The organism is Streptomyces sp. NPDC001443 (genome assembly GCF_053597355.1).
This window is the reverse complement of record NZ_JBSFIA010000021.1, coordinates 61,609-87,928: the sequence shown is the minus strand read 5'-3', so window position 1 is coordinate 87,928 and position 26,320 is coordinate 61,609. Positions and strand designations below refer to the sequence as shown.

Annotated in this window: 24 protein-coding genes, 1 pseudogene and 1 riboswitch; of the genes and pseudogenes, 9 read left to right on the top strand and 16 right to left on the bottom strand. The window is 70.2% G+C overall.

Annotation, left to right across the window (positions count from 1 at the left end):
- Positions 1-209: 209 nt before the first annotated feature.
- Genes ACWC24_RS22265 through ACWC24_RS22250 form a run of 4 tightly spaced genes read right to left on the bottom strand, consistent with a single transcriptional unit; the run spans position 210 to position 3,085 of the window.
- Positions 210-1,040, bottom strand: a complete 831-nt coding sequence (locus tag ACWC24_RS22265; protein WP_450664584.1) for an aldo/keto reductase — start codon at positions 1,038-1,040, stop codon at positions 210-212.
- Positions 1,041-1,057: 17 nt separating this feature from the next.
- The gene (locus tag ACWC24_RS22260; RefSeq protein ID WP_450664583.1) at positions 1,058-1,405 is read right to left on the bottom strand and encodes a nuclear transport factor 2 family protein; all 348 of its coding nucleotides are present in this window, start codon (positions 1,403-1,405) and stop codon (positions 1,058-1,060) included.
- Positions 1,402-1,833 (bottom strand): GlcG/HbpS family heme-binding protein, encoded by a 432-nt coding sequence (locus ACWC24_RS22255; protein ID WP_450664582.1) that lies wholly within the window; start codon positions 1,831-1,833, stop codon positions 1,402-1,404. Before ACWC24_RS22255 ends, ACWC24_RS22260 begins: the two co-directional genes overlap by 4 nt.
- A 52-nt stretch (positions 1,834-1,885) precedes the next feature.
- Positions 1,886-3,085, bottom strand: a complete 1,200-nt coding sequence (locus ACWC24_RS22250) for an MFS transporter (RefSeq protein WP_450664581.1) — start codon at positions 3,083-3,085, stop codon at positions 1,886-1,888.
- 278 nt (positions 3,086-3,363) lie between these two features.
- Between ACWC24_RS22250 and ACWC24_RS22245 the strand changes: the two genes are divergently transcribed.
- Positions 3,364-3,831 (top strand): MarR family winged helix-turn-helix transcriptional regulator, encoded by a 468-nt coding sequence (locus ACWC24_RS22245; RefSeq protein ID WP_450664580.1) that lies wholly within the window; start codon positions 3,364-3,366, stop codon positions 3,829-3,831.
- Positions 3,832-3,913: 82 nt separating this feature from the next.
- On the opposite strand, the gene ACWC24_RS22240 is transcribed toward ACWC24_RS22245, so the two are convergent.
- Entirely contained in the window at positions 3,914-4,690 is a 777-nt protein-coding gene (locus tag ACWC24_RS22240; RefSeq protein WP_450664579.1) for an alpha/beta fold hydrolase, read from the bottom strand.
- A gap of 294 nt (positions 4,691-4,984) precedes the next feature.
- On the opposite strand from ACWC24_RS22240, the gene ACWC24_RS22235 reads away from it, so the two are divergent.
- Complete coding sequence (locus ACWC24_RS22235; RefSeq protein ID WP_450664578.1) at positions 4,985-5,422, top strand: cytidine deaminase family protein; 438 nt, start codon at positions 4,985-4,987, stop codon at positions 5,420-5,422.
- A 114-nt stretch (positions 5,423-5,536) separates the two neighbouring features.
- Positions 5,537-6,058 (top strand): hypothetical protein, encoded by a 522-nt coding sequence (locus ACWC24_RS22230; RefSeq protein WP_450664577.1) that lies wholly within the window; start codon positions 5,537-5,539, stop codon positions 6,056-6,058.
- A 256-nt stretch (positions 6,059-6,314) separates the two neighbouring features.
- On the opposite strand, the gene ACWC24_RS22225 is transcribed toward ACWC24_RS22230, so the two are convergent.
- Positions 6,315-6,866, bottom strand: a complete 552-nt coding sequence (locus ACWC24_RS22225; protein ID WP_450664576.1) for an isochorismatase family protein — start codon at positions 6,864-6,866, stop codon at positions 6,315-6,317.
- A gap of 157 nt (positions 6,867-7,023) precedes the next feature.
- Positions 7,024-8,313, bottom strand: coding sequence for a DUF4241 domain-containing protein (locus tag ACWC24_RS22220; protein ID WP_450664575.1), 1,290 nt, complete (start codon positions 8,311-8,313; stop codon positions 7,024-7,026).
- 216 nt (positions 8,314-8,529) lie between these two features.
- On the opposite strand from ACWC24_RS22220, the gene ACWC24_RS22215 reads away from it, so the two are divergent.
- Positions 8,530-8,838, top strand: a complete 309-nt coding sequence (locus ACWC24_RS22215; protein ID WP_450664574.1) for an isochorismatase family protein — start codon at positions 8,530-8,532, stop codon at positions 8,836-8,838.
- Here the strand turns inward: ACWC24_RS22215 and ACWC24_RS22210 are convergent.
- From ACWC24_RS22210 to ACWC24_RS22185, 6 genes are all read right to left on the bottom strand, one after another.
- Positions 8,799-9,194, bottom strand: coding sequence for a (2Fe-2S) ferredoxin domain-containing protein (locus tag ACWC24_RS22210; protein WP_450664573.1), 396 nt, complete (start codon positions 9,192-9,194; stop codon positions 8,799-8,801). The two genes, ACWC24_RS22215 and ACWC24_RS22210, sit on opposite strands and share 40 nt — an antisense overlap.
- Positions 9,175-9,996, bottom strand: a complete 822-nt coding sequence (locus tag ACWC24_RS22205; protein ID WP_450664572.1) for an ABC transporter ATP-binding protein — start codon at positions 9,994-9,996, stop codon at positions 9,175-9,177. Before ACWC24_RS22205 ends, ACWC24_RS22210 begins: the two co-directional genes overlap by 20 nt.
- Complete coding sequence (locus ACWC24_RS22200) at positions 9,993-11,006, bottom strand: FecCD family ABC transporter permease (RefSeq protein WP_450664571.1); 1,014 nt, start codon at positions 11,004-11,006, stop codon at positions 9,993-9,995. The genes ACWC24_RS22205 and ACWC24_RS22200 overlap by 4 nt, the downstream gene beginning before the upstream one ends.
- On the bottom strand, positions 11,003-12,052 hold the full coding sequence (locus ACWC24_RS22195; protein WP_450664570.1) for an ABC transporter substrate-binding protein: 1,050 nt from the start codon (positions 12,050-12,052) through the stop codon (positions 11,003-11,005). Before ACWC24_RS22195 ends, ACWC24_RS22200 begins: the two co-directional genes overlap by 4 nt.
- Before the next feature lie 55 nt (positions 12,053-12,107).
- Positions 12,108-12,283, bottom strand: a riboswitch (cobalamin riboswitch).
- Positions 12,284-12,471: 188 nt separating this feature from the next.
- Positions 12,472-12,795 carry a hypothetical protein gene (locus ACWC24_RS22190; protein WP_450664569.1) on the bottom strand — a complete coding sequence of 108 codons (324 nt, stop codon included), beginning with the start codon at positions 12,793-12,795 and terminating at the stop codon, positions 12,472-12,474.
- Positions 12,796-13,115: 320 nt separating this feature from the next.
- Positions 13,116-13,337 (bottom strand): hypothetical protein, encoded by a 222-nt coding sequence (locus ACWC24_RS22185; RefSeq protein WP_450664568.1) that lies wholly within the window; start codon positions 13,335-13,337, stop codon positions 13,116-13,118.
- Positions 13,338-13,534: 197 nt separating this feature from the next.
- Here ACWC24_RS22185 and ACWC24_RS22180 point away from each other — a divergent pair, with 197 nt between their 5' ends.
- Entirely contained in the window at positions 13,535-14,560 is a 1,026-nt protein-coding gene (locus ACWC24_RS22180) for an Lrp/AsnC family transcriptional regulator (RefSeq protein ID WP_450664567.1), read from the top strand.
- 260 nt (positions 14,561-14,820) lie between these two features.
- Here ACWC24_RS22180 and ACWC24_RS22175 read toward each other — a convergent pair.
- Positions 14,821-15,362 (bottom strand): annotated as a pseudogene (locus ACWC24_RS22175) (transposase); the annotation flags it as partial.
- A 590-nt stretch (positions 15,363-15,952) separates the two neighbouring features.
- On the opposite strand from ACWC24_RS22175, the gene ACWC24_RS22170 reads away from it, so the two are divergent.
- Positions 15,953-17,566, top strand: coding sequence for a peptidoglycan-binding protein (locus ACWC24_RS22170; RefSeq protein WP_450664566.1), 1,614 nt, complete (start codon positions 15,953-15,955; stop codon positions 17,564-17,566).
- Between the two features lie 357 nt (positions 17,567-17,923).
- Here the strand turns inward: ACWC24_RS22170 and ACWC24_RS22165 are convergent, their stop codons facing one another.
- Complete coding sequence (locus ACWC24_RS22165; protein ID WP_450664565.1) at positions 17,924-19,375, bottom strand: MFS transporter; 1,452 nt, start codon at positions 19,373-19,375, stop codon at positions 17,924-17,926.
- A 404-nt stretch (positions 19,376-19,779) separates the two neighbouring features.
- Between ACWC24_RS22165 and ACWC24_RS22160 the strand changes: the two genes are divergently transcribed.
- Entirely contained in the window at positions 19,780-20,106 is a 327-nt protein-coding gene (locus ACWC24_RS22160; RefSeq protein WP_450664564.1) for a hypothetical protein, read from the top strand.
- Between the two features lie 330 nt (positions 20,107-20,436).
- Positions 20,437-20,832, top strand: coding sequence for a hypothetical protein (locus tag ACWC24_RS22155; protein ID WP_450664563.1), 396 nt, complete (start codon positions 20,437-20,439; stop codon positions 20,830-20,832).
- Between the two features lie 149 nt (positions 20,833-20,981).
- Here ACWC24_RS22155 and ACWC24_RS22150 read toward each other — a convergent pair whose 3' ends face one another.
- A complete protein-coding gene (locus ACWC24_RS22150; RefSeq protein WP_450664641.1) occupies positions 20,982-21,305 on the bottom strand; it encodes a WhiB family transcriptional regulator in 324 nt (107 codons plus the stop codon).
- Positions 21,306-22,269: 964 nt separating this feature from the next.
- Between ACWC24_RS22150 and ACWC24_RS22145 the strand changes: the two genes are divergently transcribed.
- Positions 22,270-26,301 (top strand): amino acid adenylation domain-containing protein, encoded by a 4,032-nt coding sequence (locus ACWC24_RS22145; RefSeq protein ID WP_450664562.1) that lies wholly within the window; start codon positions 22,270-22,272, stop codon positions 26,299-26,301.
- The last annotated feature ends 19 nt before the right edge of the window (positions 26,302-26,320 follow it).

Genomic DNA, 26,320 nt, shown 5'->3' with positions numbered 1-26,320 from the left:
GCGCCTTACACGTGAGAACAATACTTGCAAGCGCGGGCTATTGCAAACGATGAGTTTTTCTTGGGCGTGTCCGCGCCGTCGGCGTGGGGAAATGCGGCAGCACGTCCCCCGTGTGCCCGTGCAGCACTTCACGCCGAAGCGGCGGACGCAAACGGGGCTCCGCTCCGGGATGTCTGCCCGGAGCGGAGCCCCACGGGGGGTGCGACGGCTCAGTTGAGCTCGTCGGGGTGCGGGCCGGTGCGGAGGCCTCGGTCGAGCGCGGCCAGGGCGCGCATCTCCTCGTCCGTGAGGGCGAAGTCGAAGACGTCGAAGTTCTCGCGGATCCGGGCCGGGGTCACCGACTTGGGGATGACGATGTTGCCCAGCTGGAGGTGCCAGCGCAGGACGACCTGGGCGGGGGATCTGCCGTAGCGGGCGGCCAGGTCGCCGATGGAGGGGTCGTCGAGAACGGCGCCCTGGGCCAGCGGGCTCCACGCCTCGGTCGCGATTCCGTGCTCGGCGTGGAAGGTGCGCAGCTCGGCCTGCTGCAGGCCGGGGTGCAGCTCGATCTGGTTGACGGCCGGGATCAGCGTGGAATCGCCCATCAGCCGCAGCAGGTGGCCGGACTGAAAGTTGGAGACGCCGGCCGCGCGGATACGTCCCTCCCCGGCGAGCCGCTCGAGGGCACGCCAGGATTCCCCGTACAGATCGCGGGCGGGCGCCGGCCAGTGGATCAGGTAGAGGTCCACGTGGTCGAGGCCCAGCTTGGCGAGGCTCGCGTCGAAGGCGCGGAGGGTGGCGTCGTACCCCTGGTCGGCGTTCCACAGCTTCGTGGTGACGAACAGCTCGTCGCGGGGCAGCCCCGAGGCGGCCAGCGCGCGGCCGACACCGGCTTCGTTGCCGTAGACGGCGGCGGTGTCGATGCTGCGGTAGCCGGTTTCGAGGGCGGCGGTGACGGCGGCGGCGGTCGCGTCGTCGGGGACCTGGAAGACGCCGAAGCCGAGCTGGGGGATCTCGACGCCGTTGTTCAGGGTCACGGTGGGGACGGTGGCGGGTGCCATGGTGTGCGGTTCTTCCTTCACGGGTTGCGCGGGGTGAGGGTGTAGCGGACGGTCTGGGCGCTGATGAGGCCGTCGCGGAAGACGAAGGTGTCGACGCCGTCGGTGACCTGGTGGGTGGCGCCGGTCGCGGACCACTCCAGGAACAGGACGTCCCCGGCGAAGCGGGGGGTGAGCCGCCACTCGGCGTCGGGCAGGTCGGCCAGCAGCCGGCCGATACCTTCCTGGACGCCCCGGCGGCCGGTGAGCACGCCGTCGGGAGTCACGAAGACCGCGTCCTCGGTGTAATTGCGGCTGATCAGGTCGAGGTCACCGGTGCCGAGGCGGGTGCCGTGGTCGGCGAAGACCTCCTGCGGGGTGCGGGTCATCGGCCGAGCTCCTCGAGTGCGGCGGTGGCGAAGGCGTGGTCCTGCTCGGGCGCTCCTCCGCCGACGCCGATGGCGCCGACGAGCCGGCCGTCGCGGTGGACGGGGATGCCGCCGGCGATGAACAGCAGCGGCCGGTCGAGCGCGGTCGGCAGGGAGTGGAAGGGCCCGTCGGGCTTGACCAGATCGACCAGACCGGCGGTCGGGGCGTCGAGCTGCAGCGCCGTGTACGCCTTGCGGGTGCTGGTCTCGCCGGAGATCAGCACCGCCCGGTCGTCGCGGCGGAAGGCGAGCAGGTGGCCACCGGCGTCCAGGACGGTGACGCTGACGGCGACCCCTGCCGCTTCGGCGGCACGGCGGGCGGCGGTGATCAGGATCTCGGCATCGGCGGTCGTCAGCGGGGTGACGGTGACAGGGACGGTGGTGCTCATGGCGCTTCTCCTTGGTGAGGTGCGGCGATGGAAGGGGAGGAAGGTCAGGGGGTCAGTGGTGTACGGGGGTACGGGCCGGGACGTCGGCGGCGGCCGGGTCGGCCGCGGGGGCACGGCGCTCCAGGGCCGCGGACCACAGGGCCAGGCCCAGCGCGGCGGCGGCGAGGACGGCGCCGACCCAGTTCGGGGACGTGTAGCCGTAGCCCGCGGCGATCACGAGTCCACCGAGCCAGGCGGCCAGCGCGTTGCCCAGGTTGAAGGCGCCGATGTTGACGGCGGAGGCCAGCGTCGGGGCGCCGTGCGCCTGGTCGAGCACCCGCTTCTGCAGCGGCGGCACGGTGGCGAAGCCGAGCGCGCCGATGAGCAGGACGGCGAGCGCGGCAAGGATCTTGTCGTGCGCGAACACCGTGAACAGCGCCAGCACGACCGCGAGCCCGCCGAGCGTGACGTACAGCATGGGCATCAGGGCCCGGTCGGCGAACCGGCCGCCCAGCAGGTTGCCGAGGAACATGCCGATGCCGAAGAGGACCAGGAGCCAGGTGACGGAGCCGTCGGAGTAGCCGGCGACATGGGTCATCATCGGCGCGATGTAGGTGATCGCGGCGAAGACACCGCCGAAGCCGAGCACGGTCATCGCCATGGCGAGCAGTACCTGCGGGTTGCGGAAGGCGGTGAGTTCCCGGCGCAGGTGGGCGCCCTCGGGGCGGGGCGTCGCGGGTACGAGTTTGACGATGCCGAGCAGTCCGATCACGCCGAGCACGGCGACGACGGCGAAGGTGGTGCGCCAGCCGACCGCCTGCCCGACGAAGGTGCCCAGCGGCACGCCCACGATGTTGGCGACCGTCAGACCGGTGAACATGGTGGCGATGGCGCCGGCCTTCTTGTCCGGGGCGACGAGGTCTGCGGCGACGACGGACCCGAGGCCGAAGAACGAGCCGTGGGCGAGCGAGGTGATCACACGACCGGCCAGCATCATGCCGAAGCTCGGGGCGAGGGCGGACAGTATGTTGCCGAGCACGAACAGGCCCATCAGCAGCATGAGCATCCGCTTGCGGCTCACCTTGTTGCCGAGCACCGTCAGCAGCGGCGCGCCGATGACGACGCCGAGCGCGTAGCCGGTGACCAGCAGGCCCGCCGTGGGGATGGAGACACCGTAGGTGGCGGCGATGTCGGGCAGCAGCCCCATGATCACGAATTCGGTGGTGCCGATTCCGAAGGCGCCGATGGCCAGGGCTAGGAGTGCGAGAGGCATGGGCTCGGCCTTCCAACAGTTGCTTGAGCGAGATCTTTAGACGCTCAGACAATAGTTGCATACGCGCTATAAGCGCAAGCGCGGTTAGTCCTCGCCCGGTACGACTGGGGCCTCGGGGGGGCTCACGAGCTGCGTCCCGCGCCCAAGTGCAGGCGACAGCCCTTGCGGGACCGGGCGCGACGGCAAGGCGATACTTGCACCCGCCCGCTATCAGCCCTGGCCGGTAATTTTTTCCGCGCCTATCCTGGAACCTGTCCCCCGGAAGGAGATACGGACCGATGACCGCCGCAGACCCCGCCCTCACCGCCCTCGCCAGCGGATGGGGCGCGCTCTCCCTCCTGCACGGCAAGATCGAGACACGTATCGAGCGCGCTCTCCAAACCGGGCACGACCTCAGCGTCCGCGAGTACTCACTCCTCGACGTGCTCAGCCGTCAGCACGACGGCGAGGGCGGACACCTGCAGATGAAGCAGGTCGCCGACGCGGTCGTGCTCAGCCAGAGCGCCACCACCCGCCTGGTCTCCCGACTGGAGGACCGGGGCCTGCTGTCCCGGTACCTGTGCCCCACCGACCGCCGCGGCATCTACACCGACGTCACCGACTCCGGCCTGGCGCTCCTCGCACAGGCCCGCCCGACCAACGACGCGGCCCTGCGGGAGGCGCTCGACGAGGCGGCGAAGAACCCGGAGCTGGCCTCGCTGGTCGAAGCCGTCGAGGCCACGAACGCCCCGGCGCCGCGGCCGTAGCCATCGAAACACGGGCCGGCCGACTTCAATGCGGCGAAGGGCGGTCGCGACGCGTCGCGGGGCAGCGCTGGGGGTATGGCACTCACGCGCAGTCGGCCGGCAGGGACGCCCTGGCCAACCAGTCGTCGATCAGTCCGGCCAGGACACTCGGCTGCTCGTGCGGAAGCGCGTGACCGGAGCCGTCCAGCACTGCCAGGGTGGCTCGCGGGTAGTGGTCGAGCAGGTCCGCGGCCGCCACGTACCCGACGACGGAGTCCTGCCTGCCGGCCACGACGAGTGTCGGCCCCTGGTAGGCGGGCCCCTCGGTCGCCCCGAGTTCCCATCGCTCGCCGATCCGCTCCATGGCGGCCTGGTCGACAAGGGGAACCGCCGGGGCGACGAACCGCTCGTAGCGGTCGAGCATCACCGGCGAATGGACCACGAAGCAGCGGCGGAACTCCTCACTGCCCAAGCCGTCGGCCGTGACCACCGCGTGATGCTCCGGGATGTCACGGGCCCCTGTGAGCAGGGGACACACGAGGGCCAGCCCGGAGACCCGGCCGGGCCGTCGGGCCGCGATCCCTTGAGCGTAGTAGGCACCGGCCGAGTGGCCGACGACAAGGACGTCGTCCGCCCCTGAGACCTCATCGACGAAGCCGAGCAGCACGTCGAGGACGTCGTCGGCGCTTCGCAGTGACGCAGGTGCCGGCGTGCGCCCCGTTCCGGGAAGGTCAGGACAGATGCGCCGGTAGCCGTCGCGCGCGCCCAGAGCCGGCTCGAAGCAGGCCACGGCCTCGCGGTGGTCGACCCCCGCTCCGTGCAGCACCAGGACCGGCCTTCCCGCGCCGTACTCCGCGTAGTGCACCGATACGTCGCCCACCGCACGCTCCATCCGGCCGACCTGTCAACGCGGCGCTCCTGCCTGCCGTGGTGGTACGGCCGCACTGGTCACAGGTGGAGTTCGCGGTCGACACCCGGTCCGCGCTGTCGTACGGGCGCGCCGTGACGGTGCGGTTCTGAGCGGTTGTCAGCCGGCGTGCGCATCCCCTGCCCCTGGGTTTCACGGCATCACCGCCGTCCCGGAAGTGGCTGCCCTTGACGTTCTCGGCGATGATCCGACGCGGTCCCGGTCGTCGGCGCCGACGTCACCCGAAACCGTATGGAGGCAGACAAGATGACCGTACAACCCCACCATGTCGACCACGAGCTGATCCAGGCAGCGGCGCACGTCGCGGCCACACGTTGCCGGGGCGACAACCACACCATGGCGGCCGCGGCCCGCGCCCGGGACGGCCGGATCGTCACAGCGGTGAACGCCTACCACTTCACCGGAGGCCCTTGCGCGGAGCTGGTCCTGATCGGCGCCGCCGCCGCTCAGGGCGTCTACGAACTGGACGCCGTCGTCGCCGTGGGTGACCGCGACCGAGGCGTCGTACCCCCGTGCGGCCGCTGCCGCCAGGTCCTCCTCGACTACTTCCCGGCCCTGGAGGTCATCGTCGCGACGGGCGACGGCCTACGGGCGGTACCCGTCAGCGACCTGCTTCCCGAAAGCTACATCTGGGCGGACCACCAACTCGACGCAGCCGAGAGCACACCACCCGGTACGAGCTGACGCCCGGCGATCGCCGGACGGACGCCGCCTCGTACGCGGGGCGGTTCCGCGGATCGGCAACCGGTCGCGTTCCGGCGCCGGGGCGTGTGCGGGAAGTGCTCTAGGTTGGCTGACGTGGTGACGCCGGGGCGGAGTTACAGGTATGTCGGACCTGCCGAGCTGAAGAGTACGGTCCGTCCTGGCAGCAACGGGTGCCGGATCAGCTCGGCGGCCGACTTCAGCAGGTGGATCGCGGGCCGATCGGCGGCGGAGCTGGCCGAACCGTTCACCTACGTGGTCGGTATGGACGGCGTGCTTCGACTGGCACCGCGTCGAAGCGAGCACGTGGCCTGTGCAGGCGGAGACATGGTGCTGAGCGCCGGCGAGATCAGCTTCATGCGCGAGGCGGACCGGTGGGCCGTGAGTGAGGTCAGCAACCAGTCCACCGGGTACTGCCCGGACATCAGTTCCTGGTCGGAAGTCGCCCGTGCTCTCGACGACGTAGACCTCGGGCGGCCCGCCGGCTTCACCCACGAGGTGGTGTTCCGGCGGTGCCCCGACTGCCAGGAACACAACATCGTGCGCGAGGACGACTTCCTCTGCGTCTTCTGCGGCAGCGATCTGCCTGCGGCGTGGAACGTGGATCCCAGCGTGTAACGGCCGACGGCCACAGTCACGCGTTGACGGCAGCGACGAGGAGGGGCAGCGGGACGTCGTGAAGCCCGCGGACAGGCTGAGGCAGAACGGGGAGCCCGGCTTCCCGAGCGTGACAAGCCGAACCGAGGTACCGAGGGACGCAGCGAACGCACCACCGACGCACCGGACAGAGCAGCGAACAGCGGGGAATCACGGTGCAAGCAGGATCCGTCGACGGAGCCGCGACCCAGGGTTCGCCGAAGCCCGCTGCGCGGTCCTAACCGGCGATCGCCTCGGCGGCGAAGTCCACCTCCGTGGCCGGGAGCACCTGGATCACGCGGTCGGCGTAGGCGATGGTGGCGAAGAGCGCGTTGTGGTGGACGATCACCTGGGGCGCGCTCGGCAGCGGACTGTCGGCGGGGCGCCGCGGGGTCGTGTGGCCGTCGGCGACGAGGACGACGTCGTAGCCGTGCGAGAGGGCACTGCGGCTGGTGGAGTCGACGCAGTACTCGGTGGCGAAGCCGGTGACCACCACGCGGCGAACGCCGTGTTCGCGCAGGAGCCCGTCGAGCGGCGTGCCCAGGAACGAGTCGGCGCTGTCCTTGTCCAGCACGATGTCGTCCGGCTGCGGGGTCACCGCCGGATGGATGTCCAGCAGTTCCGCCGGCACACCGGGGAGGTCGACCCGCTGGCGCAGGTAGAGGACGGGCGCGCCGGCTGCGCGGGCGCGCCCGGCCAGTCCGGCGACGCGGCTCAGACATGCCTCGGCGTCGTGGGCCCCTGTCACCAAAGCGCCCTGCAGGTCGATGATGAGCAGCGCGGTGTCCATGTCCGCAGCCTATCCGCGCCGCGACACGGTGTGACGGCCACTTCTGCAGGACCACCGCTCGTACGCCGACGCAGTGGGCAGGGACGGTGTTTTCCTGCTGGCGGCGTGGCGCACGACGGCACGGGCAGCCCGGTCCCAGGATCCCGCCTACGACCCCTCAGGCAACGGCGGTGGCTGCGCTCTCCGGGAGCAGCTCGGGCATCCCCTCCACCAGCACCACGACCCCGACCACCTCGCCGGCCTCGGAACGGCCGACCCACACGGGATAGGTGCCGTCCCCCGTCGTCGCGAAGGCCACCAGCTCGCCGCCGGAGGCCCGGTCCCTGGTGCGCAGCATGTACATGGAGTCGTTGATGTCCTCGTACAAGTCGGGGTCCAGGTTCAGGTCTCCTTGGATCAGCCCCTTCTCGAAGAGCGCAATAAGCGGCTCCCAGGCCCCGGCATCGGCGAAGCAGCCCGTGGCGCCGTCGGTGTCGAAGCCGGAGATCCCGTCCTCCAGGAGCAGGCGGGGGTCGTCGTCGGGGCGGAGGGCCATCTCCCAGGTCGCGGCGGGGATGTCGCTCACCAGCACACGGACGGCCGTGGTGTCCGTGCGCGAAACCTGGCTCCCCTCCCACTCGCAGTGGTAGGTGTGGCGGGCCTGTGCCTCCTCCAGTACGTACTCCCCTGGCGGGACGGGGACCGTGAGGTGCGGCCCGTCGCCGTCGTCGATGTCCGGGCCGGAGACGGCCAGCAGTCCGCTGGGCACGCGCAGCACTCCGATCCGGCGCGGTTCCACGACCGTCATCTCGGGGTGGTAGCCGTCGGTCACACGCGCACCGGGCCGGAACAGCTCGGTGATCGGCCCGGGCTGCGCGGGGCGGGGCGGACGCCAGCAGGTGACCGGCCTGAGCCCGCTGCTGTCGCCGGTGGCCTCGGTGGTCTCGAAGACCGGCGGCCGGGTGAGTCCGTGGACCCGGGCCGAGAACAGCGGCCAATCGCCGAAGTCGGGCCGGTCCGTCCAGCGCTCGTGGTCGCGGACCCTGGGCAGGGTGACGTGCGAACCCCCGCGCTCGCCCCGGGGCTCCTCCGTCCGTCGGCCTCGCCCGTCCGGGAAGAGTTCCACGGTGACACGCGGACACTCCTCGTCGAATTCCGCCATCGTCGGGTCGGTGTAGCTCCAGCGGACGACGTGCCGGCACAGCAGCCGCGCCGGGTCGTCCAGCAGCCGCATGTCCACGCAGTAGGTACGACGGCCCTGGGCGTCGTAGACCCACAGCCCGACATAGCGGTCCTGCCAGGAAACGAGCCGTACCTCCAGTGGAGCCTCCCGGCCCGCCGCCCGGTACACCACGACATACGGAAGCCCGGCGGCATCGCGCTCTCGGGCCTCCCCCGCTGATATCGGCCGCCAGGGCAAGCGCGCCTCGGTGTCCCACCCTTGCGCGTACCCCATCTCGACCACCATTGCCGCTCCCCGCTGCCGCTCGCCTACGTACTGATCTGCAACGTAGCCGCCGCCTCTGACAACGGCCCTACGGTGCCGGGCGGCAGAGCGCCCGGGGCGACGAAGTGGAGCTCCCTCCGCCCGTAAGGCCATTGAGCGTGCCTTCAAGTCCAAGTCCCCCGACCTCAGCACGATTTGTCACCGGTCGCGCCGCGGTCGGCCGCACAGGGTCGCATCATGACGTCACCACGAGCAGGGCCCCAAGAGTCCTACACCGCACCGCACTTCGCGACCCCCGCGCTCATTGCGATCGACGTGCGGCGCGGCTTCCTCTCGGAAGCCCCGTACGGGGTGCCGGGGACCACGGAGATCCCGCCCGCGCTGCGGCGGACCGTGTCCGCCTTCCGCGCCGCCGGGCGCCCTGTGGTGCACGTGGTGCGCCTGCACAAGGGCTCTTCGCCGAGCAGACCGCCGACGCGGGCCGACAACGATCGGGACGAGGGTCGTCAGGAGGTTGCCGCCCTGCGGGGCGGGGTGAAGACGTAGAGGTCGAGAATGTCGGGGCAGGGGGCGATGCCGGGGCCGCCGGCCTGTATCCACGCGGCGATGTCCTCGGTGGCGTCGGGGTCGTTGACGAGGCCGAGCCAGACCGGGCGGGCTCCTGCGGCACGTGCGGCGGCGGAGGGCTGGACGACGAGCACGTTGGCGTGTTCGCACACGCCGAGGCAGTCCGAGACGCGTACGGGTACCTCCTCGGTCAGGCGCGCGAGTTGGCGGTCGTGGTCCACGCCGGTGATTTTCGGGCTTCCGCAGCAGCAGTCCCGGCAGACGACGACGCGGCACGGTGCCGGTTCGGCGGAGGTGGGCTTCGGGCCGACTGCTTCATGGCGCGGTCGAGGCATCGCTGTTCACACTCCTCTTCGGGCGGGATCCGTCCGGGGTGACCGGGCGCAGGAAGCGGATCACGGGGTGGCCGGGGTCGTGGGTGACCTCGGCGCGGACGCCGTAGACCCGCTCGACGAGGTCGGGCGTCAGGACCTCGGCCGGGGTGCCCTGCGTGACCGCGCGGCCGTCGCGCAGGACGAGCAGGCGGTCGCAGTACATCGCGGCGAGGTTGAGGTCGTGCAGGGCGATCACGGTGGTGACCGGCAGGCTCGCGACGAGTTCCAGCAGGTCGAGCTGGTGCTGGATGTCGAGGTGGTTGGTGGGTTCGTCGAGCAGGAGTTCTCGGGGTTCCTGGGCGAGCGCGCGGGCGATCTGGGTGCGCTGGCGTTCACCGCCGGAGAGGGTGTGCCAGGACTGGTCGGCCCGATCGGTCAGTCCGGTGTGCCGCAGGGCCTCGGTGACGGCTGCGCGGTCGGCCGTGGTCGGGGGTGTCCAGGCGCGTCGGTGCGGGACACGGCCCAGCGCGACGACCTCGCGGACGGAGAGCTCGGTCCGGGTGTCGGCGTGCTGTTCGACAGTGGCGATCCGGCGGGCGGTGGCGCGGCGGCCGACCTCGGCGAGCGGACGGCCGTCCAGGGTCACGGCTCCGCCGGTGGGGGTGAGGACCCCGGCCAGCAGTCTCAACAGTGTCGACTTGCCCGAGCCGTTGGGGCCGAGGAGGCCGACGGTCTCGCCGGGGCGCAGGGTGAGGGTGACGCCGTCGACGACGACCTTGTCGCCGGTGCGTCGTACGACGCGGTCCGCGTGCAGGCTGGTCATGTCCTGCTCCGTCCGCGGTAGAGGACCGCGACGAAGGCCGGTACGCCGATCAGGGACGTCACCACGCCCACCGGGACCTCCTGGGGGTCGAGGACGGTACGGGCGAGGGTGTCCGCCCACACCAGGAAGACGGCCCCGCTCAGCGCGGTGACGGGCAGCAGACGGGCGTGCCCTGAGCCGGTGAGGGCGCGGGTGGCGTGCGGCAGGACCAGGCCGACGAAGCCGATCGCGCCGGCACAGCTGACCAGGGCGGCGGTGAGCAGCGCGGTCGCGCAGAGCAGGACCAGGCGGGTGCGTGCGACGCGGACCCCGAGTCCGGCGGCGGCCTCGTCGCCGAAGGCGAACGCGTCGAGCGTACGGGCGTACCCGAGGCAGACCACGAGGACCACTGCCAGGACGGCGGTGCAGAGCAGTACCTGTCCCCAGTCGGCGCCTGTCAGCGAGCCCAGCAGCCAGAACAGCACGCCCCGGGTGGTCTCCGCGTCCGCCGAGGTCAGGACGATGAAGGAGGTCAGCGCGGAGAACAGCTGCATGGCCGCGACCCCTGACAGGACGACCCGGTCGGTGCCGGGGCCGAGGGTGTGGCTGAGCAGGAGCACCAGGGCGAAGGAGAGCAGCGCCCCGAGGAAGGCGCCGGCCGACAGGGACACCGCTCCCCCGCCCACGCCGAGCACGACCACGGCGACCGCTCCGGTGGACGCCCCGGAGGAGACCCCGAGCACGAAGGGGTCGGCGAGCGGGTTGCGCAGCAGCGACTGCATGACCGCGCCGCACACGGCGAGTCCGGCCCCGCACACGGCGGCCGACAGGGTGCGGGGCATCCGCAGGTTCCATACGATGCCGTCACGCAGCGGCGCCAACGTGCCCTCGCCCAGGCCGAGATGGGCCGCCACGGACGCCCAGACGTCGCCGGTGGAGATGTCGGCGGGTCCGATCGTCACGGACACGGCGATCGACACGAGCAGCGCGACCACTCCCCCGCCCGCCAACAGCAGGGAACGGAAGCTCACTTGGCGAACCCGAAGTCACGCAGACCGGCTGTGACCTGCTCGATCCCCTCGATCGTGCGGATGGACGGGTTCATCGCCTGCCCGCTCAGCAGCACGTACCGCCGCTTCTTCACGGCGGTCAGATTGCGGGTGGCGGGGTTGGACTCCAGGAAGCGGATCTTGGCCGCGGCGGTCTCGGCGGTCTGCTGCTTGCGGGTCAGATCGCCGATCACGATGACGTCGGGGTCGCGGTCGGCGACCGTCTCCCAGTTGATCTGGGGCCATTCGTCGTGGGTGTCGGCGAACGCGTTCTTCGCGCCGACCGCGCGGGTGATGGCGCCGGGCGCGCCGCAGCAGCCCGCGAGGTAGGGCGACTGGGAGTTGGCGAACCAGTACATGAGGGAGACGTCCGAGGCGTGCAGTTTGGCGGTGGCCGTGCTCACCCGCTGCCTGAGCGCGGCGACGAGCTTCTCGCCGCGCTCCTGGACGCCGAACGCGCGGGCCAGGTCGCGGATTTCTCCGTATACGGCGTCGAGGGTGAGCGGTTCGCTGCGCGATCCGTCACCGCCGCTGTCGTTGTCCTTGCCCGCCGAGCAGTCGGACGGCGAGACGTACGTGGGCACGCCCAGCTTCTCGAACTGCTCGCGGGTGGCGACCCCGCCCTTGCCCAGGGTGGAGACGAACGAGGCGGTCACGAAGTCGGGTTGGGCGTCCAGGACCTTCTCGAAGGAGGGGTTGTCGTCGGCGAGGCGCGGCACGGACGCGTCGGCCTTCTCCAACCCCTTCATGACCGGGTCGGTCCAGGTCGCCGTACCGGCCATGCGGTCGGCGAGGCCGAGGGAGAGCAGGATCTCGGTGGTGCCCTGGTTGAGGGAGACGGCCCGCTTCGGCGCCGACTTCAGGGTGACCTGGTGGCCGCAGTTGCCGAGGGTCACCGGGTAGCCGGCGGCGGAGGTCTCCACGGCCTTCGCGTCATCGCCGGAGGTACCGCAGCCGGTGAGCAGCAGGGCTGACGCGAGGAGAAGCGCCGGAGCGCGGAGAAGGGCGGGGGTACGGAGCACGGGCATGCCTCTGGGGTCGGGGCTCGTACGCGGAGCCTGGCCTACGGACGTCCCTCCGCGCCGGGGCGCGAAGGTGCCAGCAGGTCTTCGGACTCGGGTTCGTCCGGTCGGGGCGCCTTCCCGGTCTCCCAGTGGCGTCGTGCCCCGCCCGTCCCCCTCACCGCTGCGCGTCAGTTCCGGATTCGCACCGGATTCCCTGGCCTCGGGTGTGGCTCGACTGGCCTGCTGAGGCTATCAAGTCCGTCGTGCGGTCGGATCGTGCGATCGGTCACGGGGCAGGGGGCGAGGGTGCTGGTGTTCAGGACGTACCGGACGAGCCCGGGCCGCGTCGGCGGATGAGGATCCGGTCCGGACCGGCGAGTCCGGCCTCACGTGGGTGTCCGCGGACCGCGCTCATGCACTCGACCCGCCCGGCACCCCTCCGGTCAGATACCCGGGACCGCGCGGGCGGTGAGGAAGTCTGCCCCGTCCGCCTCTGACTCCTCGATCAGGCCGGGAAACATCTCCCGCAGCCCCCTGGTGCCGGCGGGCAGGATCGCGTGGGCGTGTCGGCCCTGCGGCACCCCGCGCCGGTTCTCGTCCGTCTCTGGGAGCGCGTCCCGGTCGACCACCGTGACCCGGTCGGACGTGCCGGCCAGCACTCGGGCGGCGAAGAGGCCTGCGATGCCGGCCCCGAGCACCACGCAGTGGCCGCCGCCGCGGGCACGCGGTTCCTTGGGATCGTGCGGGCGTGAGGTGCCGTCAGACATGCGAATCCTCTGTTATCCGTGAGGCGGGTGACCGGGCAGGACTTCCCGGTTGCGCTGGAGAGGAGAGCCCCGTGGTTGCCGGTGGATCTCACGTTCCGGGCCGCAGAACAGCGACTTTCGATAAGCAGGATGAGATGAGGCTGAAATGCGTCACCGAGCCGCCCCTTACCAACAGGGGTATGAATCGCAGGGAAATACTCTGCGGGCGATCACACCCGGCGGTGTCCGGGCGTCCATATCGAATCATCACTGCACGTCTCGGCCGAACTTCCGCGATGGCGGGAAATAGTGCAACCGGCGATGGAATATTTAATTCCGAATTAGCCGCCGCAGACCTTCCGGTGGTTCCCTCGGAGTTCTCCACCGGCAAGTTCCGCCGCCGCCAGCCGACAAGCCGGGAGCGGGGCCACCGTGCGCCCGTGGCCGATGCGTGGGTCGCCGCCCGCGTACACCCGGGCCCGCCAGGCGTGGCCGCCGAGCCACTCCTCGAGGTCGTCACGGGCGGAGAGCCACCGCGAGACGTCGTCAAAATTGCTGCCCATTTTCTGCCGGGTGGGGGCGTGACACAGACTTCAAAGCGCCCTGCGTGTTCGCTGTACATACTCCCGGTGTGCCCGGTCATCTCGATCCGAGCGGTTGAACTGATGGAATTCTGTGGGGCTTGCGGCTGCGATGGTAGCGTGCCCTGCGCTGTCTTCAACTTTATTCCACGGAGCGGGCCCCACTGAAGGATGTGTGCATGCTGGACGACCTGGACCGTGCCCTGATCCACGCGCTGCACATCGACGGCCGCGCACCCTTCAGCCAGATCGCCGCCGCCCTCGATGTCTCGCCGCAGACCGTCGCCCGTCGCTACCGCCGCCTGCGCACCGAGGCTTCCTTACGGGTCGTGGGACTGCCGGACCCTCATCAGGCGGGTCAGACGCAGTGGCTCGTGCGGCTCACCGCGGCGGCGAGTTCCGCTCAGGACCTGGCCTATGCGCTGATGCGCCGACAGGACACCTCGTGGGTGAAACTCACCGCCGGCGGCACCGAGATCGTCGCGATCATCCACACGCCGACCGACGCCGGGGCGGGCAACGGCAACTCCCTGCTGCTGCGAGACATTCCGCGCACGGCCGACATCACCGCGGTGTCCGCGCACTGCATCCTGCACACTTACCTCGGCGGTTCGACGAACTGGCGCCGCAGCGCCGACACGCTCGACGACGCGCAACAGCGACTCCTGCGCGAGCACGAGTCGGCCCACACCTCCCACGTGCCCGTGCCGCGCCAACTCGGCTCAGGCGACGCGGACTTGCTGGTCGCCTTACAGAAGGACGGGCGGGCCACCAATGCGGAGCTGGCTCAGGCGACCGGCTGGTCCCCGGTCACCGTGGCGCGCCGGCTCGCGGACCTGCAGGCCGGCGGCGCCATCTTCTTCGACGTCGAGGTCGACACGGGTCACTTCGGCGTCAACACCAGGGCACTGCTGTGGATGTCGGTGAGCCCGGCACACCTGGAGAACGTGGCCACGACACTGGCCGGCCACGACGAACTGGCCTACGTCGCAGCGACCACGGGCCCCACCAACCTGGTGGCTCAAGCCCTGTGCCGCGACCCTGCCGACCTGCACCACTACCTGACCCGGCGGCTGGGCTCCCTGGACGCCATCCACACCCTCGAGACCAGCCCGGTCCTGCAGAACCTCAAAGCGGCGAGCCCCGTCATCACGGAGCTGGCCCGTACCAGAATGCCCCCCGCCTCGGCCCGCACCCGGATCTGACGTCCTGTGGCCCACAAGCCACGGGCACGCCGAAGCGGCGGCCCGGAGGCCGCAGCACTTGTCAGACAGGCCCTAATACTGCAACGGTCCTTGTTCTGATTGCTGGGCAGTTCAGGGGCTGTGGCCGCGTCGTTTGCAGTGACTGATGCGGGCCTGGTGTTGGCGTCGACGGCGCCATGTCGACCAGTGCAGGACGTGCTCGACCGGGATGGGACGGCGGTCGGTGAGCCGGGTGATCAGTCGTCGGATCTCGGCGAGGCTCAGGCGGATGAGCTGGGAGGATCCGTTTCCGCTTTCCCGATGCCCAGCTCCCGCGCCCGCAGGACGGTCAGGCAGGCGTGGGCGGCCATGACCAGGGTCATGTGGCGGTGCCGGCCGGGACAGCGGCGGACCTGGCAGTCGTCCAGGCCGCATTCCTGCTTCGCCGCCTGGAAGCATTCCTCCACCGCCATCGGCTGCCCGCGATGCGGATCAGCTCGTCCAGCGTGGTGTCGGCCGGGCAGTAGGCGATGTAGTGGGAGATCTGCTCGGGCCTGCTCACACTGCGGCGGGCGAGAACCCGGTGCCGGCGGTCCTCGCGGTGCCAGGGCCGGACCTCGACGCCGGCCCAGTCGTGGATCCGCCGGCCGTGGGCTCCCTCGCCGTGGGAACGGCGTTTCCACTTCTGCCGGGGCAGGCCGGGGAACAGGTCGTGGACGGGGTGGTCGATCGCCCAGCGGGTGACGACGGTGTCGTGCCGGGTGGTGGCCATGACGTGGAAGACGTCCGCCTGCTCCAGCTCGAACCGCCGGCCCTTGCTGAATCAGAGGGCCTGTGCGCGCCCTCTTTCGAGACCCGCACGCCCCCTTGGCTCAGCGGCCGGCCGGAGTCCGGGGTGGGGGAGGGCGTCGGCCGGTTCAGGGTGTGGGAAACCGGGAGGAACGGCGGGGACGATGACGCCCCCGCCGGCCTCGTGGCGGAATATGGCCCCTCAAACCGGACCACTTGCCCTCCGGTGCTGCGAGAGCAGCCCCAGCCCCCCGGGAACACCCGCTCGCGGACCGGCGATCGCCCTTGCGTGCACCGAAGTGCCAATGAAATCAAGCCAGTTGTACCGCCCGGCATTGCGCGAAGGGGCGCGAGCTGTCACCGTCATGCGCGGAATGAAAATTGGATCATGACATTCCGCAACCCCGGCTTTATGGTTCCGGCTCCACGGGCGGCAAACCTTGCTCCCCCGTGCCGGAACGGCCAGAAGGGCCGGTTCCCTCACGACATGCCGGTTCCGGGCCCAGGACGGACGTCCGCCGTCGGGCCTGCGGCATCCTCCGCGAACGACAGAACCCGGCGGTGTACGACGCGGTTCGACCGACCGGTCGTCCGTATATCCGCCGAAGGAGACATTTCCCCCTTATGAAGACCATGTCCAAGGATTCTTCCGTGAAGCCGGGCCGACGGGCCCGGACCTCCGTGGTGGCGGTGGCCGCGGCCGTCCTGTCGGCGGCCTCCCTGCTCACCGCCGCCCCCGCGATGGCGGCGGCTCCGACGGCGATCAAACTGACCTCCGCCTCCTGCCCCACCGAGATCCTGCAGGGTCAGTCGAGCGGCTGCGTCACCGAGCTGCAGAACCTGCTCAACGCCCACGGCGCCGGGCTGACGGTGGACGGCAGCTTCGGCGCCGCCACCCTGTACGCGGTCCGCGCGTACCAGTCCTCCGTCGCGATCGCCGTGGACGGGCGGGTGGGCCCCGCCACCAAGGTCAAGCTCTACGCCACCGGCGGCTCGGCACCCTCCCCGATCACCCTGACGTCCTCCGCCTGTCCCACCGAGATCCTCCAGGGCAACAAGAGCGGCTGCGTCACCGAACTGCAGCAGCTGCTCCGCCACTTCGGCTACGGCGTCGACGTGGACGGCGAGTTCGGGGCGGGGACCCTGGCGGCGGTGAAGTCCTTCCAGTCCGCGAACGGCCTGACCGCCGACGGCCGGGTCGGCCCGAGCACCAAGTCCGCGCTCTACAACACCGACGAGTCCGGGTCGACGGCTCTGGACCTGCGCTCGGCGGCCTGCCCGACGACCATCACTGAGGACCAGAGCGGCGGTTGCGTCCTGACCCTGCAGGCCCTGCTCAACGGTCAGGGGCAGCACGTGGCCGTCGACGGCCAGTTCGGCGCCGAGACCTTCGTGGCCGTGCAGGCGTTCCAGACCGCGCACGGCCTGGAGCCCGACGGCGACGTCGGCCCGGCCACCAAGGCCGCCCTGTACGCCAACATCAGCGGTGGCGGCGGCAACGGCGCCCCGTCGCCGATCAACCTGACCTCGGCGTCCTGCCCGAACGAGATCATCAAGGGCCAGAAGAGCGGCTGTGTCACCGAGCTGCAGAGCCTGCTCAACCACCACGGCGCCGACCTGGCCGTCGACGGCGACTTCGGCGCGCTGACCGACAGCGCGGTGCGTGACTTCCAGGCAGAGGCGGGCCTCACGGTCGACGGCAGGGTCGGCCCCGGCACCAAGTCCGCCCTGTACGGCGTGGTCACCCCGCCGGCCACGACCCCGTCCGGCGGCGGGTACGCCAGGATGCTGGAGGTGGCCGAGGCCGAGGTCGGCACGATCCAGGGCAGCGCCCGGGCGAACAGCTACGGCTCCGCCGTGGGCATGTCCAAGTCGACCAACAAGTACGCCTGGTGTGCGACCTTCGTGAGCTGGGTGGCCAAGCAGACGGGGGCCACCACCTTCAACGACACCTACGTCTCGGGCTGGGTCAACAAGGCACGGGCCGGCCAGCGGCACCTCTCGGTGACGACCGACCCGCAGCCCGGCGACATCGTGGCCTACGACTGGAACGGCGGCAGCGACTTCACCGGCGGCGAGGAGCACATAGGCATCGTCCGCACGGTGAGCGGCGGTTCCTCCTTCACCGCCGTCGAGGGCAACACCAAGGACGACGACAACAACGGGCCGTTCGGCGTCTACATCAGGCACCGCACCACAGCGAGCTTCTACGACGTGGTCTTCATCCGCGTCCGCTGACCGGGTACCGGACCGAGGCGCCGTTTCCTCCGGGCACGTGATCCCGTGGCACCGGCAGACGGCCGCCACGTCGACACGACGCCGGCCCGTGATCCGTCCGGCACGACCGGACGGATCACGGCCTGGCAGGGCCTGTCGTTTGGATCAGCCCGGCGTCGCGGGGTGTGGTGCGCACTCCCCCAGAGGGGGAACCCCAGCGGCGTTGTCGTCACTCGCCGACGTCCCCCGGCCTCCGGCCGGGAGGTACCCCCACCGCGTCGGCTCCCTCCTCCGCCCTGCAGCTGCACGCACCACACCCCGCTCGGATCGGCCGGGCAGTCAGGTCGGCGATGGCCGGCCTGATCCAAACGGCAGGCCCTAATGCCCTCCTGCCGCGTCGGCCGGAGCGCCCTTGTCGGTCATCATCCGGCTGGTCATGAAGCTGACCACGGCCAGTGCCACGGCGACCCAGAACGCGAACTGGACGGCATGCAGGGCGGTGGACGCGCCGCCGGACCCGGCGCTGCCCAGGTAGACGCTGCCGAGGACCGCGACTCCGAGCGTGGCGCCCAGCTGCTGGACGGCGTTCAGCAGACCGGCGGCCGACCCGATCTCCTGCGGCTGAAGCGACTCGAGGGCGATGGTGAAGAATGCCGGGCCGAACAGGCCGACCCCGAGTCCGACGACCCCGAGCGCGAACAGCAGCGGCGTCGGGTACTTGTGCGGGTCCGCCGCGTGGTAGACGGCAATGGCGGCGATCGCACCGATCAGCAGAACGGACAGCCCCAGGGACATCATGCGGTGGCCGTATCGCTTCACCAGATGTGCACCGGCCGCCCAGGAGGCGACAGCCAGGCCCACCGACCACGGAGCGAGGGTCAGACCCGACTTCAACACATCAGTGCCCAGGCCCAGTTGGAGCTGGAGCACGACGACCGTCAGCAGGCCGTTGGTGACGGCGAAGAAGGACGTCGACGTCACCAGGGCCGCCGGGAAGCCGCGGTGGACGAACAGGCTCCGCTCCACCAGCGGGCTGCGCCCGGTCGTGGCCATCACACGCTGATGCACCGCGAAGACCCCCATCAGGCACAACCCGGCCGCGATGGCCGCCCAGCTCCACCCGGACAGGGCAGTCAGGTCGGCGCCGATCAGCGGGTAGACGACGAGCCCGATACCGGCCATGGCCAGCAGTGTGCCGGTCAGATCGAGGGTGGGCCGCTCGGGGGCGCGGTTCTCCATCAGCCTGGGCGCGATCGCCAGGACGACCAGCGACACGGGGACGTTCACCAGGAACGCCGCGCGCCAGGAGGAGCCGAACAGGTCCGCGTGCGTGAGCACGCCGCCGAGCACCGGTCCGCAGACGGCGGCCAGTCCCATCACCGGACCGATGCTGCCCAGGGCCTTGGACATCTCGGGCCCGGAGAACATTGTCTTGATCAGACCGATGGTCTGAGGGATGACCATGGCCGCCGCGGCTCCCTGCACCGCCCGGAAGGCGATCAGAAGGCCCACCGAGGGCGCCATGGCGCAGGCGGCGGACGCGACCATGAATCCCGTGACACCGATCACGAACAGCCGCTTACGGCCGACGATGTCACCCAACCGGCCGCCGGTGATCAACAGCACCGCGAACGGCAAGGTGTAAGCAGTGGTGAACCACTGGATGTCGGACACCGACCCGCCCAGATCGGCATGGATCTTCGGTGCTGCGACCTGCACGATGGTCGCGTCCAGCAGGTTCATCGCCTCACCGAGCAGCAGGGCGGTGAGCGCCGGCCACCGCCATCGGTACGCCGTGGGTGTCGGCGTCAGCACACGCTCAGCAGTCATCGGGGGTTCCTCTCCACCGTTGTCGACACGCCGGCCCGGCCTCGGCGAGCGAGGCGTCGGAGCCGACCAGGGCTCAGCGTGGAGGCAGGTGAACGCGGTGCTCCAGCCTGCGCCGGGAGATTGCGGATTCCTTCCATCGGGATCACACCTGGTGTCGATTTCCCACATCCCCGGCGGGTACGGGCCCGTCGTCGTCGACACCGTCATCCGCGCGTGGGGCCGGGCGCGTGGTGTCCGGTTCCTTCACTCGCGATCACTCCACCGCTGCTCGAACGCATGGCCCGGCGGGACGACCTGGCCGAACTGGTCAACGAGAAGGTGCGAGCGCTCCGTCGGGGCGGCACGCAGCCGGACCCCGACTCCCGCCGCCTCTACAGGACCGAGGTCTTTCCCGACACCGTCCCGTGCGGGAACTACGGCAGCACCGTGATCCTCGCTTCGCCGGCGAGCGCCCGGGCCTGCCGGACGACGTGGGCCGCGTCTTCGACCCGTACAGCCCGTACGTCACGTTCTCCGTCGTCGATCCGGAGACTCTGCGCCCGGTCGGCTACGGAGATCGCGGCTGCGTTCTCGTACACCACGTCAGCAAGTCGTTCTTCCTGCCCAACAACCTGGAGCGGGACGTTGCGACCCGGATCGAGCCGCTCGCCGGGCGGGCCGGGGACGCGGTGGCCGATATCGCCTTGGTGGCGACCTTCGAGAACGAACCCGTGATCGAGGGCGTGCACTGATGGCCGGACCCCGTTGCGATGTCATCATGCTCGACGCTCTGGGCGCCCGGGGGGCCGTACCGAGCCCGCAACCGCAAATCTGGTGGCCCACGCCCTGTGCCGGGACAGCGCGGCCCTCCACCCCCCTCGAACGCCGAGCCGGCACTCGCCGTCGCAGCCGAGCCGCGGGACGCCGTCGGGCAACCAGGTGAAGTCGTCGGCTGTGCGCGACATGGCGGGCAGGCCGGGAGATCACCCCGTTGAGGGTGGGATGATCTCATCCTCTCCGGCACGCCTGTCGACGCGACGTGTGCCGGTTCGCCGGTGACCGACGAGGAAGACGATGGATCGATGACGCTGAACGTGGGCCAACGGGTGCGACTGGCGATGGATCTGCGCCTGGCCGGGACGGTGACGCCGGCCGGGGAACTCCCGGAGGAGACGGGCGCCTTCGCCGCTTCCATGGCCCTGGCAGCAGGCATCGAGGGCACTGTCGACCGCGTGGTCGAGCATCACCGGCAGCAGAGCCAGGAGGTACGTGAGTACCTGCGCCTCAAGTCGCTCCTGGACGACTTCGGCCACCAGATGCCGCCGGCGAGCAGAAAGCAACTGGAGGAGCAGGTGGGGGCCTTGGAGGAGCAATGGGTCGCCTACCAGCGACAGATGCTCCGCGTCACGGTCCGCGTCCGGCTCGACAACGGATTCGTCCTCGACGACACCCCGGAGGAAGCCTTCACGTCCGCTTGACCAGGCGCCACGGGGCGGTCTCTCCACCCGCCTGCCTGCCGGTCGAGCAGGGCAGGAGGCCACCGCCGGTCCTCCCGGGCGGGGTCGATACCGCTCAACCGCACCAGCGCCCCACCGATCAAGCCCGTCGGTCGCTCAACGGACGACAATCACCCGGCCTCATGCGGCCGTTCGGTGTCGCCCCGTCCGCTGTTGCGCCCGTGTTCCGCGCGTGCGGCTTCGAGCAGGCCCCGCCAGGATGTCACGGTCGGACGTCTCCGCAGGAGGCTGCGCCTCTCGCGTTCCGTCATTCCTCCCCAGACGCCGTGCTCGATGCGATGGTCCAGGGCATGAGCAAGACACTCGGTGCGTACCGGGCAACCGCTGCAGACCGCCTTCGCCTTGTTCTGTGCCGCGCCCTCGACGAAGAGTTCGTCGGGTGCAGCAGTGCGGCACACCGCGTGTGCTGTCCAGTCGTCCTCGCCCGTACTCATCCCCGGTACCGTCCTCCCCGGCTCGCGCAGCCGATGCTCGTACACCTGCAGTGCATTGACCGTACGCCAACCGCACAGCAGCGATGCACCCCCGGGTACCCGGGCAATCCCGTTGAATGACAGCGCCGTTGACATGAGCGGCGAACATCTCGAGCCGCCCGTCGGTGGATCCGGTCGGTGACGAGTAATCCGCCATCACCTTCCGTTGCAGCTTCGTGAACGCTCTTTTACGGCCGCATCGCCGTCGACCGGCAGCCCGCCAGAGCCAGTTGCATGGCACATTCACTGCCGCAGACGGCTGGACATGTGCACGTCCCCGAGGCACCCGGCCCGTTCCCTTTGCCCTCCTTGAATCATCCTGCTGCTTTAACGACGAAACGAAGGGGCACCCCCTCCGCATCGGCTCACGCCCGCAGCAGGCAACCGGAGCCGCGCCCCTCAATTTGCACCTCGCAACGCACCACCCCGGCCTGGACGGCCGAGAGCACTTCGGGAATAAACATCAAGAAAATGGACTAATCGACACTTTTCTCGATGTCGCAGCGGTCCTCTCCGTCGTGTACGTTCCGATTCACCACGTAGGCGTTTGACTTGTTTCGACCTGCACAACGCCCCTTGGCGGAAGGTGCAGGGTCGTCGCAGCCGTACGGACGGGTTGGGGGAGGCGCAAAAGACATGTCGGTACGGTCCTTCGAGCGAGCGCGGAACCCATGGGCCCGATGTCCGGGAGGGCGCTGAGCGACGGCCTGGAACCGCACGGTTTCGGCACGTCGTTCAGCGGCCGGCCGCAGGGACGACGCAGGTCTTCCGGCTGCTTCCATCTTTGATGAAGCCCATCATCGATCGCGCTTTTCTCATGCCTGTTTTCGCTGGCCGGTTACGCGCGTCGACTCAACTTGACGAATTCTAGGTTCGAAGGATGATGGCGAAACTAACGGGGTCCGAGGAATTTTCCCTGTCCGACATGCTGCGCGCGGCCACCGTCGCGCAGCCCGACCGGACGGCCGTCGCATGCGGCACGCAGCGGCTGACGTTTCAGCAGCTCAGTGAGCGCAGCACGAACCTGGCCGACCATCTGCGGCGACTCGGTGTGCCGGTGGACGTCCCCGTCGGCATCTTCGTGGAGCCGTCCGTCGACCTTGTGGTGAGCGTCTGGGGAGTCCTGCACTCGGGTGCCCCCTACCTGCCGCTGTCGCCGGAGTACCCGGACGAACGTATCCGCTACATGATCGCGGACTCGAGGACCGAGGTCATACTGACGGAGGAGTCCTTGACCTCCCGACTGGCCGCGATGACGCCACCGGGAACGCGGATCGTCACCGTGGCCCAGACCCAGACCAAGGCCCCCGCAATAGCCGGGCCGGGTGAGGCATTCGAGTTACCGTACGCCTCCGCGGCAGCCGCGCAGGGCCACGACCTCGCCTACGTCATCTACACCTCGGGGAGCACCGGCAACCCCAAAGGCATCGGCATCGAACACCACAGCATCGTCGGCCAGATGCGCTGGCTGGCCGACGCACAGGGTCTGGACGAACGCAGGACGGTGCTGCAGAAGACACCGCTGAGTTTCGACGCCGCCCAGTGGGAGGTCCTCGCACCGGCCTGCGGCAGCAGCGTGGTGGTGAGCGAGCCGGGCCGCTACGCCGATCCCGGCGGGCTCATCGACCTGATCATCGCGAACGAGGTCACCACCCTTCAAGGTGTGCCGACGCTCCTCCAGGCACTCGTCGACACAGGACGACTGTCCGACTGCACCTCGCTCACCCACGTCTTCAGCGGCGGCGAGGCGCTCACCAGGACCCTGGCCATCGAACTCCTCGACGCACTGCCGGACTTGGAACTGGTCAACCTGTACGGCCCGAGCGAGTGCACGATCAACGCCTCGGCCCACACCGTGGACCGCGCCTCCGTCCACCGCGGCCCCGACCACCTCTCCATCGGCCGGCCCGTGCACGGCATGAGCTTCCACATCCTCGACGCCGCACGCCGGCCCGTGGCACCTGGCGAGTCGGGTGAACTGCACATCGCGGGACCGCAACTCGCCCGCGGGTACCTGAACAATCCCGAGCTGACCGCCGAGCGATTCATCCCCAACCCCTTCTCCGCCGAGCCCGATTCCGCCCGCCTGTACCGCACCGGTGACCTGGCCCGGTGGAACGACGACGGCACCGTGCAGTTCCTCGGCCGTACCGACAGCCAGGTCAAGCTGCGCGGTTTCCGGGTCGAGCTGGACGAGATCAAGGTGTCCGTCGAGAAGCACGACTGGGTCAAGCGCGCCGCCGTCCTGGTCCGGGAGGACACCCGAGTCGGCGCCAATCTCATCGCCTTCGTCGAACTCGACCCCCGGCGGGCCACGCTGATGGACCAGGGCAACCACGGCGCCCACCACCAGTCGAAGCAGAGCAGGCTGCAGCTCAGGGCGCAGTTGGCGAATCCGGGGGTCCGTGAGGAAGAGGCCGCGGTGGCCGCCGTCGAGTTGCCCGGACGTTCGGCGACGGCCCGGCAGCGGCGCACGGTGTTCGCCCGCAAGTCGTACCGCTTCTACGAAGGGGGCGAGGTCACCCGGGCCGACATCCTGGACCTGCTCGCCCGCCCACCCGGGGCGCCGGTCGCGCCCCGGACCCCGGACACCCTGACGCTGTCCGAACTCGGCTCCCTGCTGCGCTACTTCGGACAGTTCCCCAGCGGCGAACGGCTGCTGGCCAAGTACGGGTACGCCTCGCCCGGTTCGCTGTACGCCACCCAGTTGTACCTGGAGCTGTCCGGCATCGCGGGCCTGGAGCCGGGCTACTACTACCACCACCCCGTCAGTCACCGGCTCGTGCCGATCAGCCCCGCTCCGGCCGGCCGGCCGCGGCTGCGCGTCCACTTCGTCGGGCGCCGCTCGGCCATCGAGCCGGTCTACCGCAACAACATCCAGGAAGTCCTCCAGTTCGAAGCCGGCCACATGGTCGGCCTGTTCGACCACGTCCTGCCCCGGTACGGGCTGCGCATCAACGCCCGCCCGGGAGCGCCCGGGGTCAAGGACGTGCTGCGCTGCCCCAGCGAGGACTACCACCTGGCCACCTACGAGGTGGAGACGGCCGCCGCCCCTGCCGACGGCAGCCCGGTCGGCCTGTATGTGCAGGCCCACCCCGGCCGGATCGCCGACCTGGCGGGCGGCCAGTACCGCTACGACGACGGCGAACTGGTGCGGGTGTCGAACGAGTTGATTCGCAAGCAAGATGTCATCGCCATCAACCAGGAGGTGTACGACCGCGCGAGCTTCGGGGTCAGCCTGATCGGCCGTGCGTCGCAACCCTGGCAGCGGTACGTCGACCTCGGCCGCGAACTCCAGCGGCTGCAGATGAACAGCCGCCACCTGGGGCTGATGTCCTCCGGCTACAGCTCCGAGACCGGCAACCCGCTGCCGTCCGCCCTTCGCGTCGCGGACATCGTCGGCCACGGCCGGAACGCGGCGTCCTACTTCGCCGTCGGCGGCCGCATCAGTTCCGAACAGCGGCTCAGCGAAGGTATGAAGGAGGACTCCGTCCACATGCGCGGGCCGGCCGAGATCCTCAAGGACCACCTCGCCGCGGCGCTGCCTCCCTACATGGTGCCCAACCGGGTCACCGTGCTGGACTCCTTCCCGCTCACGCCGAACGGCAAGATCGACCACCAGGCGCTGCGCGAGCTGGACAGGGCCGCCGTGGACGACGGCGAGGCACCCGTCGTCCCGCCGCGTACGCCCACCGAGGAGGCCATCGCCGCGCTGTGGCGCACGGTGCTGCGGCAGGAACGGGTCTCGATCCGGGACAACTTCTTCGCCGCCGGGGGCCATTCGCTGACCGCGGTCAACCTGGTCGGCCGGATCAACCGGGAGCTCGGCAGTTCCCTGCCGTTGCAGGTGCTGTTCGACTCGCCGACCATCGCGGAGCTGGCCCGGCGCGTCGACCGTGAGCCCGCCACCGAACTCCCCCGGCTCGTACGGCTGCGGGCCGGGGACGGCGGGCGGCCGGTGTTCTGCTGGCCCGGGCTGGGCGGCTATCCGATGAGCCTGCGGCTGCTGGCCGACAGGCTGGGAGCGGAGCGGCCGTTCCTCGGGGTGCAGGCGCACGGCATCAACCCGGGCGAGAGCGCGTACCCGACGTTCGACGAGATGGTCGCCAAGGACGTCGAACTCCTCCGGCAGGTCCAGCCGGCCGGCCCGTACACGCTGTGGGGGTACTCCTTCGGGGCCCGGGTGGCGTTCGAGGCGGCCCATCGGCTGGAGCGCGCCGGTGAGCGGGTCGACGAGGTGATCCTGATCGCGCCGGGCAAGCCGCCCGTGGAAGGCCGTGACGAGGCGCCCGCCGGGGCCGCTGTCGGCTTCACCGACCGCACCTTCGTCTCGATCCTCTATTCGGTGTTCGCCGGGAACCTCGAGCGGTCCGCCGTCGACGCGTGTCTGGCCGCCACCCACGACGAGGACTCCTTCATCGCGTTCGTCTGCGGCCGGTTCGAGCACCTGGAGCGTGACCTGGTGCGCAGGATCGTCGCCGTGGTGCGCCGGACCTTCCTCTTCGAGTACGCCCCCCACGAGCTGGCCGAACGCAGCGTCGCGGCGCCGATCACGGTGTTGCGGGCCCACGGTGACCAGGACTCCTTCCTGGACTCCGGGCACCCTCTGTCGGCCACCGACCCCACCGTCCGCCGGCTCGAGGCCGATCACTACGAGCTTCTGCGCGCGAACGGCGTCACCGAACTCGTCGCCGCCCTTCAGGCCGCACGACTCCCCAGAAAGGCCATCGGAGTGCCCCACGTCAGCATCAAGCATTTCCCGAACGACCTCGAGGCCGACCAGATCTCGGCTCTCGTCGACGCGATCACCAGCGCGGTACGGACCGCGTTCTCGGTCGACGAAGGCGCCGTGTCGATCGCCCTGGAACCGGTGGCCCAGGACGTCTGGACCGAGCGGGTCTACATACCCGAGATCACCAACGGCGCCGGGAACCTCGTCAAATCCCCGAACTACTGACCCCGGCGGACGAGTTCGA